This is a genomic window from Pseudorhodoplanes sp., assembly GCF_035565795.1.
Classification (GTDB): domain Bacteria; phylum Pseudomonadota; class Alphaproteobacteria; order Rhizobiales; family Xanthobacteraceae; genus Pseudorhodoplanes.
On record NZ_DATMRV010000069.1, the window covers coordinates 1 to 3,058 of the forward strand.

Genomic DNA, 3,058 nt, shown 5'->3' on the forward strand with positions numbered 1-3,058 from the left:
CGATCTCTACGGCCGGCGCGAGGCCGCGATCTCGTCGGGTCCGCTGCGTGCTGCGGTCGCCGCCTCCATGGCCATTCCGGGGCTCAGCCGTCCGGTAATGTTCGAGGGCCGCGTGATGGTGGATGGCGGCGCGACCAATCCGATCCCCTTCGACCGCGTGCGGGCACTCGCCGATATCGTGATTGCAGTCGATGTCGCAGGCCCCCCGGCTGAGGAATGCACAGCTATGCCGGACTCGATCGAATGCTATCTCGCAACGATCCTTGTGATGGCGCAGACCATCATCGACGAGAAAGTGAAACACGGCGCGCCCGACATCGTGCTGAGGCCGAATGTCGGCGTCTTTCGTGCGCTCGATTTCCTCCGGGCAAGTGCGATCCTGCGCGCGGCCGAGCCGGTCAAGGCGGAGTTGCGGGAGAAACTGTCGCGCCTCCTCGTTTCATAGGCAATTGGCCGAACCCAACGCACCATATGACCGACACGCAAAAGATCGAGCATCCGCGTCGCGCATTCTGGGACCGGTTCTTCTGGCAGGCTGCCGAAGCGCCGCACGGCATGGAAATAGCGAAGACGATCCTGAGCGCCACCGACCTGCATGCACTCGCAGGTGACGATCTCTATGCCACGCTCGTGACCTGGGCCGCCGATCCCGACGAGCGCATCGACTTTCGCGCCGTTTACGACACGCTGTTCGCGCGGCGTTGCTCCTGCCGACGCAAGAGCATGATGGACTACGATCACCTCGACTTTTCAGGCCGCAATGTCGTGCGCCGGCTCTATTACGTTGACGAATGCATCGAACAGCACACCGAATGCCTGTTCCACCGCACACCGGATATCGACCTCCTGCGATGCAGGAAGTGTGGCGACGCGTGGATGCGCGGAATGGACCAGGACTGGCTGCGGCGGCATTACCTGCTGCTTGAACCGGGCGATCTCGAAGCCATTCGGACGACAGGTCGCTGGCCCGACGGGCTTGATAGCGCGGAAGACGCATGGATCGCGGCCGTGACCGGTATGCGGCGCGACGATCCGCGTCTGCCAGACTGGCAGAAAGAGGCGAACACGCCGGACGCGCTGCGCATGTTCGGACGGCGAGCCTGACCTTCACCGCCGCGCGGCGAAAAAATCCTTCAGCAGCACTGACGCGTCGCTCTCCCCGATCCCGCCATACACCTCGGGGCGATGATGGCAGGTGGGAGACGCGAAGAACCGCACGCCGTTGTCGACGGCCCCGCCTTTCGGATCCGCCGCGCCGTAATAGAGACGCCGGATCCGCGCGAAGGAGATGGCGCCGGCGCACATCGCGCAGGGTTCGAGCGTGACGTAGAGATCGCAATCGGTGAGACGTTCGGTACCCAGCGTGCGGGCCGCCTGACGAAGCGCCAGCATCTCGGCATGGGCGGTCGGGTCGCGGTCGGTCAGCGTGCGGTTGGCGCCGCCAGCGATGACCTCGCCATCCCGCACCACGACGCAGCCGACCGGCACTTCGCCGGCTCCAGCCGCCGCGCGGGCAAGGTCCAGCGCCTGATCCATGAAGCTTTTCGACATGTAGCCCTTCTATATGCGCGCCGTTATATGGACGCTTTATTCGCGCGCCAATGCCCGGCATAAGGCTACGCATGGCTCAAAAGACAGAATCGACCGCGGCAGGCGACCGCATCGCCAAGGTGATGGCCCGCGCCGGGCTCTGCTCGCGGCGCGAAGCGGAGGCCTGGATTACGCAGGGCCGCGTCTCGGTCAACGGCCAGACCATTGCCTCGCCGGCCCTGAACGTCACCGCGGCGGATACCATTTCGGTGGACGGCAAGCCGCTGCCGAAGCGGGAGCGCACGCGGCTGTTCCTGTATCACAAGCCCCGCGGGCTGGTGACCACGCATGCCGATCCGGAAAAGCGCCCGACCATTTTCGAGAAGCTGCCCAGGACGATGCCGCGCGTTGTCAGCGTCGGCCGGCTCGATCTCAACACCGAGGGGCTGCTCCTTCTCACCAACGACGGCGGCCTGGCCCGCGTGCTCGAATTGCCGGCGACCGGCTGGCTGCGCCGCTATCGCGTGCGCGCGCATGGGGCAATCCTGCAGCCGCAACTCGATGCGCTGCGCAAGGGAGTCACGGTCAACGGCATCCGCTATGGCGCGATCGAAGCGACGGTCGATCGGCTGCAGGGCGGCAATGTATGGCTCACCTTTGCGATCCGCGAGGGCAAGAACCGCGAAGTGCGCAATGTGCTGGAGCATCTCGGTCTCAAGGTGAACCGGCTGATCCGCGTATCGTTCGGGCCCTTCCAGCTCGGAGACCTTCCCGAGGGAGCCGTGGAGGAAATCCGCACGCGGCATCTGCGCGAACAGCTCGGCGAACGCATTGCGACGGAAGCGGAGATCGACCTGACCGGACCGATCACGATGATCAACGAGCCGGAGGACGAAGAGGAGCCTGTCCAGCCGAAAGCGCGCGGCCGCGCGAAGCCGCAGCAGCAATCAAAGTCGCGCGCGGAAGAGGCGAGACCGAAAGGCAAGGCGAAGCAACTGCGCGAGCGCTTCCGCACATCCGACCGCCCCGCCACCGGCAGGGCTAAACGCGACCAGCGCAGCAACCGTCCAAAGCGGAAGCGTTGATGCGCATCGTCGGTGGCAAGTTTCGCGGCCGCACTCTGGCGGGCCCGAAATCGCAGGCGATCCGCCCGACCTCCGATCGCACGCGCGAATCCATCTTCAACATCCTCGCGCATGCCTACGGCGATCCGGTGACTGACGCGCGTGCGCTCGATCTTTTCGCAGGCACCGGCGCGCTCGGGCTGGAGGCGCTGTCGCGTGGTGCGGCCTTCGCGCTGTTCGTGGATGACGGGGCGGAGGCGCGCGCGCTCATCCGACAGAATATCGAGACGCTTGGCACCGCAGGCGTCAGCCGCATCTTCCGGCGCGATGCGACGAAGCTCGGCGACGTGCATCCGAACGAACCCTTTTCGCTGATTTTTCTTGACCCGCCCTACGGCAAGGGACTGGCGGAAAAGGCGCTCGCGTCTGCGCTGACCGGCGGATGGCTGAATCACAATGCGCTG

The 3,058-nt window shown here is 65.4% G+C and carries 5 protein-coding genes; 4 read left to right on the forward strand and 1 reads right to left on the reverse strand.

Annotated features, from left to right (window positions below; genetic code table 11):
- Both VNZ93_RS07335 and VNZ93_RS07340 read left to right on the forward strand, forming a co-directional pair.
- Nucleotides 1–445, forward strand: a 445-nt coding sequence (locus tag VNZ93_RS07335) for a patatin-like phospholipase family protein (protein WP_325702251.1), incomplete at its 5' end; no start/stop codon positions are given.
- Between the two features lie 26 nt (nt 446–471).
- Nucleotides 472–1,104: a hypothetical protein gene (locus VNZ93_RS07340; protein WP_325702254.1), complete on the forward strand. Its 633-nt coding sequence runs from the start codon at nt 472–474 to the stop codon at nt 1,102–1,104.
- Nucleotides 1,105–1,107: 3 nt separating this feature from the next.
- On the opposite strand, the gene VNZ93_RS07345 is transcribed toward VNZ93_RS07340, so the two are convergent.
- Nucleotides 1,108–1,551 (reverse strand): nucleoside deaminase, encoded by a 444-nt coding sequence (locus VNZ93_RS07345; RefSeq protein ID WP_325702257.1) that lies wholly within the window; start codon nt 1,549–1,551, stop codon nt 1,108–1,110.
- A gap of 71 nt (nt 1,552–1,622) precedes the next feature.
- Between VNZ93_RS07345 and VNZ93_RS07350 the strand changes: the two genes are divergently transcribed.
- Together VNZ93_RS07350 and rsmD are read left to right on the forward strand one after the other, a co-directional pair.
- A complete protein-coding gene (locus VNZ93_RS07350) occupies nt 1,623–2,615 on the forward strand; it encodes a pseudouridine synthase (protein WP_325702260.1) in 993 nt (330 codons plus the stop codon).
- A partial coding sequence (gene rsmD, locus VNZ93_RS07355; protein WP_325702263.1) for a 16S rRNA (guanine(966)-N(2))-methyltransferase RsmD occupies nt 2,615–3,058 on the forward strand: 444 nt, incomplete at its 3' end. The genes VNZ93_RS07350 and rsmD, both read left to right, overlap by 1 nt.

What these genes read in the sequence shown, in the direction of transcription:
- VNZ93_RS07340 (WP_325702254.1), top strand. Translation starts at nt 472, where the DNA reads ATGACCGACACGCAAAAGATCGAGCATCCGCGTCGCGCATTCTGGGAC.
- VNZ93_RS07345 (WP_325702257.1), bottom strand. Translation starts at nt 1,551, where the DNA reads ATGTCGAAAAGCTTCATGGATCAGGCGCTGGACCTTGCCCGCGCGGCG.
- VNZ93_RS07350 (WP_325702260.1), top strand. Translation starts at nt 1,623, where the DNA reads ATGGCTCAAAAGACAGAATCGACCGCGGCAGGCGACCGCATCGCCAAG.